The sequence below is a fragment of the Candidatus Aquicultor secundus genome (genome assembly GCF_002791875.1).
Taxonomy (GTDB): domain Bacteria; phylum Actinomycetota; class Aquicultoria; order Aquicultorales; family Aquicultoraceae; genus Aquicultor_A; species Aquicultor_A secundus.
Genome location: NZ_PFNG01000111.1, coordinates 1 through 4297, shown reverse-complemented (window position 1 = coordinate 4297; position 4297 = coordinate 1). Strand labels below are relative to the sequence as shown.

Annotated in this window: 4 protein-coding genes; all 4 read left to right on the top strand. The window is 52.3% G+C overall.

Annotated elements, in window-relative coordinates; all coding sequences use genetic code 11:
* A partial coding sequence (locus COY37_RS04660; RefSeq protein WP_286976411.1) for an O-antigen ligase family protein occupies positions 1-2000 on the top strand: 2000 nt, incomplete at its 5' end.
* Positions 2001-2159: 159 nt separating this feature from the next.
* Positions 2160-2792: a redox-sensing transcriptional repressor Rex gene (locus COY37_RS04655; protein WP_286677876.1), complete on the top strand. Its 633-nt coding sequence runs from the start codon at positions 2160-2162 to the stop codon at positions 2790-2792.
* A gap of 39 nt (positions 2793-2831) precedes the next feature.
* A complete protein-coding gene (locus tag COY37_RS04650; protein ID WP_286976408.1) occupies positions 2832-3332 on the top strand; it encodes a hypothetical protein in 501 nt (166 codons plus the stop codon).
* A gap of 62 nt (positions 3333-3394) precedes the next feature.
* Positions 3395-4297, top strand: a 903-nt coding sequence (locus COY37_RS04645; RefSeq protein ID WP_286976406.1) for a polyprenyl synthetase family protein, incomplete at its 3' end; no start/stop codon positions are given.

Sequence of the window (4297 nt, the reverse complement as noted above, 5' to 3'; positions counted from 1 at the left end):
AGGCGGTAGCCCTTCCCAATCAGCTCGACACGTGGGTATTTTACGGGCTTCTTGCAATTTCGGTAGCTCTCCCGCTGGCCATGTCCAGGATCACCTTCGACCAGTTCGATATCGCAAAGGTTCTGTTGCTGCGCATATTTACGCTGGTGACCGTATCCCTATGGGTATGGAAGATGGTGACAACCCGAAAGAAAGAACTGCGCTGGAGCAAGGTCGACTTTGCCGTTATCGCGTTCCTGCTGCTTGTCTTTATATCCACCATTACTTCTGTTCACGTTCCAACAGCAATCCACGGAAAATACAAACGGTATGAAGGCTTGCTCACGTTTCTCAACTACGGAATACTTTATTTTCTAGCACTGCAGGCATTTACAAGCTTTAAGAGGCTCTCGACATTAAGTAAAACCATAACGCTTACCGGCGGCCTGGTCTCTCTTTATGGAGTTATACAATTTTTAGGTTTGGACCCCCTGCCGTGGGCGACGCTTCCATTCGAGCAGAGAAGAAGCTTTTCCACGTTTGGCAACCCCGACCTTCTCGGCGGGTTTCTCGTCATATTGATGCCGCTTGCGGTTGTCGAGTTCTTGAAAGCCCGTGATGCGAAAAACAATATTTTAATGGGCTCGATCCTCTTCATAAGCCTTTTATGCCTGCTGACGGCGTTCACCCGTGGTGCTTGGCTGGGCTCGGCGGTGGCACTTGTCGTTCTTGCGGTTTTAGGTGGGAAAACGATTCTCACCGACAAAAAGAAGCTGCTGCTCGTACTTGTCGCATTTGTTAGTATTTTTGCGGTTGTCATGGCGTACTCGGCAAGCACCGGCCACGGCGTTATGAACCTCGTCGACCGCTTGAAATCGACGACCCAGCTCACCGAGGGAAGCGCCGCGTCGCGTATCGAGATTTGGAAGGCCGGTTTGAAGATGATCGAGTCGAAGCCGGTCTTCGGCCTCGGCCCCGACACCTACCGGCTTGGCTCTGAACGCTACGAGACCAAAGCGTATGTGGCGCAAGGTTCGGGGCAAACGGTCGCCGACAATGCTCATAACTGGGTTGTTCAGCTGGCTGCCGGAGTCGGTATCCCGGCCACCTTAATCCTAATCGGGCTATTTTTCACCATTATGGCCATCGCCATTAAGTATTCACGACGGCTTGAAGGCGATGATAGACTAACATATGCGGCTCTTATAGGGGCTTCTATCGGGTATTTCATCCACCTTCTGTTTGGCGTGAGTATCTCGGGGAGCACCGGGGTGTTCTTCCTAGTTATTAGCGCTATACTTGCCGTGACGCCGGCCGTAAGATCATTTGAGCTGAAACCAACCGAAGGGATGCGGTTCTCGCTCCAGGCATCCATGGTTGTCGTGATTGTCATTTCAGCCGTATCCGCTTACTATGCCCTGGCTATGTATGTTGCTGATTACGACTATGCAGCGGCGATTCAGCTGGGTAACGAAGGGCAAATCGAGGCGGCAACGAGTAACTATGAGCGTTCGATCGAATTATATAAAAACGGAAGATATTATGACGGCTACGGCATGTTCCTGGATAGGGTTGGTGTGATGCAGCAGAGCCGCGATATGATCGCCAAGTCGGTATCCGTATACCAGGCCGCTCAGGAGTACGAGCCGTTGGAAGGGGACCATTACGTGTTCTTGGCCAGCGGGCACGCGAAACTTGCAACGAGTTCGAAAGACCCAATGCTCGATACGGCGGTAGCCGAGCTGCAGCAGGCGATCAGCGTGCGTCCGAATGCATATTCGGCGCGTATCCTTCTTAGCAATGTCTATATGTTCCAAGGGAAATACCAGCAAGCAATAGAGACGCTCAAGTTTGTGCTCGACATCAACCCACAGGAAAAAACGGCATTTCAAATAATGGCGAAGTGCTACCAGCAATTAGGGAACAAAAAAGAGGCGCAGAAGTACTATAAGAAGTACCTTGTCCTGCAGCCGGATGACCCGGAAGCCAAAGCCGCACTTCAGCTGCTTGGGAAAAAGTAGAACTTAGAGCATCACCGGTATAAATTACCCGGGCTATCATCCAGTCTTTAGTGGACAGCTGCATGTGATTTGGGTTACAATCAAGCAAAAGTTCTCATAATCACAAAGTACATAACAAAATTACTTTATTTAGATTAAGACGGATGGGCAGGGTAGCTATTGAAGAAAGCTAAAATTCCACAAACAACCATAACACGATTGCCCGTTTACCTTCGTGCCCTGGTAATGCTGGCGAACAAAGGCGAGCAAATTACCTCGTCTCATGGCCTTGCCCAGCATGCTGGGACCAACGCCGCGCAGTTAAGAAAAGATCTCTCCTACCTCGGCGAGTTCGGTACCCGGGGTGTGGGCTACGATGTCGATCAGCTTATAAACGAGGTATCTAAATGGCTTGGCCTCTTAAGGGACAGGACCGTCGTTATTGTCGGGCTGGGGCGCTTAGGAGGGGCTCTCGTAGGCTACCAGGGGTTTTCGCAGAAGGGTTTCAAAGTAGTGGGCGCATTTGACCGCGATCCCGCAATAGTGGGTACGGTTGTCGACGGCCTCACGGTGAACCATATAAACGACCTTGAAAGCATCGTCAAAGATACTCAGGGTGGGGTGGACATAGGGATCATTGCAACGCAGGCCCCCTCGGCCCAGGGCGTCGCAAACCGGATGGTTGACGCCGGGGTAAAAGCTATCATTAACTTCGCGCCGATAACAATCGATGTTCCTGCCGGTGTGGTTTTACGTCAGGTAGACCTCTCCGTCGAACTGCAAATTTTATCTTACTACTTACAAAAAAGGTAAACACAGGCAAATTAAAATATGATGAGACTAAGCGATACGATGTCACTTCAAAGCGAAATCGAACAGGACATAACCGCCGCTAAGGAACTGCTTAAAGAACATGCGTTTTCTGGCCATAGGCTTTTAAAGGACCAGGCTAAAGATATCGAAGGCCTTCCTCTTGCCACGCTTCTGTTTGTAACCGCAAGCCTCGGGACATATCGCTCCGAAGAGCTAAGGCCGGTGGCTGTGGGGCTGGAGTTACTGCGTCTTGCCGCCGAAAAACACTACCGTGAGATGGCGAATCTCAATGCAGGGGATAACCTGCAGAACCTGTTTCTCGTTACGGCGGATTTCTACTACGCGCAGGCGATAACGATTGCCGCTACGGTACGGAAGGGGTTTGTGGTCGAGCACATGGTAAAGGCAATTGCCGAGATCGCCGGGGTGGAGGCGGCCGGGCAAAAGCACGATAAACCCGTTACGGTTTCGGACGAGAATGCCGGCCTTTTCCGTACTGCGGTAGAACTCGGGACATTACTTTCTACAACCCCTTTGTAGCTCAGCCCGCATTTTCTTGCAGTAGACAGAAAAACGGCATTTAAATTATACTATTTAAGATTATGAATAAATCCTATCCGATTCCGCAGCATATCCTCCAAGACCTGGTAGAGGTGGAGAAAGAACTCGTCAAGGCGGCCACACGAAGCGATGGGGTGTTGGCCGAAGCGTCTCTCGCCACTCTTAAAGCCGGCGGAAAGCGGCTCCGGCCTGTTTTGGTGCTGCTGGCCGGCATGGTCGGCGATTATGATGTTGAGAAGTTAATGCCGGCCGCTGTGGCCTCAGAGCTTATCCATATGGCGTCGCTCATTCACGACGACATCCTGGACGGCGCATCGACCAGGCGCGGGATTCCTACGGTTAACGCGGTGTGGGGCGAGCAGGTTGCGATAGCGGCGGGCGATTATTTGTTTGCAACGGCGTTCGAGCTGCTCTCACACACACCGATACGCGCTGTTGAAATCATGGTCAATGCGGCCGTCGACTTGAGCCTGGGTGAACTCGATCAGATGGTAACCGCGCACGTAGCCGATCAGTCCATGGGCGATTACGTGCAGAAGGCGAGGCGCAAAACGGCCGCGTTGTTTGCGGCATGCTGCCAGGTGGGTTCGTACTTGTCGGGCGCATCTGAAGCCGAGGTTGCCGCACTTACAAGGTACGGCGAGGACCTGGGCGTTGCGTTTCAAATCTATGATGATGTCCTGGATATAGTCGGCGGTAAGCAAACCGGCAAAGCAACCGGGGTAGACGTGCGCGACGGCACGGTAACGGTACCGATGCTTTACGCGCTCGAAACCTTGGGGCGGCAAAGTGAACTTGCTGCGATTATCGCAAACGTAACGCCAAGCGACAGCGAGGTCGAAGCAGCGCTTGCCATGATCGATCAAAGCGGCGCGGTAGCCCGCGCCAAAGATACCGCCAGGTCCTACGTTGATACGGCGCTCGATTCGCTAAAGGTGCTCTCA

What these genes read in the sequence shown, in the direction of transcription:
- COY37_RS04650 (WP_286976408.1), top strand. Translation starts at nt 2,832, where the DNA reads ATGTCACTTCAAAGCGAAATCGAACAGGACATAACCGCCGCTAAGGAA.